This is a genomic window from Acinetobacter sp. GN11 (genome assembly GCF_054823985.1).
Genome location: NZ_JRVL01000367.1, coordinates 1 through 1,259 on the forward strand (window position 1 = coordinate 1; position 1,259 = coordinate 1,259).

The following is a 1,259-nucleotide window of genomic DNA, read 5'->3' on the forward strand; positions in this document are numbered from 1 at the left end:
GAATATATTGATTATTTATATCTTGTTGGAATTTATAAATATATTTTAAAAATACCCTTTACAGGCTTAGAAAAACTGATATATTACGTGCGTAATACGCTTCGGGATGTGTTTTCGCAATCCCTCTCATTTTCTAACTAGCTCAGGTTATAATAATGGACTCCCAAAATATTGTTGATCTATTATGAACGCCTCTAATGACCCTTTACATGGCAAAAAACTTGCTGACATTTTGGATGAATTATTGGATTACTACGGAGGATTTGAAGGCTTAAGTCGTAAAATTGAAATTAGATGTTTTTGCATAGATCCAAGTGTTAAATCATCATTGCGATTCTTACGTACCACACCATGGGCACGTGAAAAAGTAGAAAGCTTATATTTGTATGTCTTACGCCAAAAAGCCAAACAGAAATCGTAGCTATCAAAAAATCTAGCCTCAGCATTTTAATTAGTGGTGGGCTGCCACCACTTTCCTAGACAAATTTAGTCTATTCTTAAGACCTTTTTAGTAGGAAAATATATATTCATAGCTAAGTTCAACGTAAAAAATAACAATATTCTCCCCAAAAATTCAGAAAATTAACTTTTTCGGCTTATCGCACGGCGCTTATGGTCTACCCATCTAACAGAAATTAAGAAAAATATAGACCTCTTCTCAAATTATTATTTTATATTCAATTACTTGATTTAAAAAACAGCTCTAGCATAACATCTCTTTCTTCCAAATTATTGGAACTTAGGAATTGCATCATCAAGCCATCGATTAGGTTTAACACCATGTTGGCATCGGGTTTTATTGCACAAGTTTCTAGACTAAAAATCAGATCAAAAATCTCATGGAGCAGCCATTTTCGATATTCAGCTGCCATGTGGTAACCCTGCGAATAAACAAGTTTAATTTCAAATATGGCTTTGAGTAATAAGTGGTACAGGCTATTAGAACATACATGTAAACGCACAATTTCTTTGAGTTTATCGCTTGAAGTGTAATAGCGGTTTGAGTAAATAATTGACAGTACTTCTTCTTTAAGGAGTCTCTTTTGAAAGGCGATACACATTTCAATCAGGCGCTCTTTTGAGGCAAAGTAGTTATAAAAAGTGGTTTTGGTTATTTCAGATTCTTTCACAATCAGGTCAATTCCCGCTGTGTGAAAACCATGGGTGGTAAATAAGCGTATCGCCGTACGAATAACCTGTAATTTTTTGGAAGAGATTTCTAAATCTGACATAGTTTTACCGTTATAAATTCTTGTTGT

2 protein-coding genes are annotated in these 1,259 nt (G+C 33.8%); one reads left to right on the plus strand and one right to left on the minus strand.

The window, feature by feature from the left end:
- Positions 1–184: 184 nt before the first annotated feature.
- Entirely contained in the window at positions 185–421 is a 237-nt protein-coding gene (locus tag NL42_RS19435; RefSeq protein ID WP_003651786.1) for a VF530 family protein, read from the plus strand.
- Between the two features lie 256 nt (positions 422–677).
- Here the strand turns inward: NL42_RS19435 and NL42_RS19440 are convergent, their stop codons facing one another.
- Complete coding sequence (locus NL42_RS19440) at positions 678–1,232, minus strand: TetR/AcrR family transcriptional regulator (protein WP_461313993.1); 555 nt, start codon at positions 1,230–1,232, stop codon at positions 678–680.
- Positions 1,233–1,259: the final 27 nt, after the last annotated feature.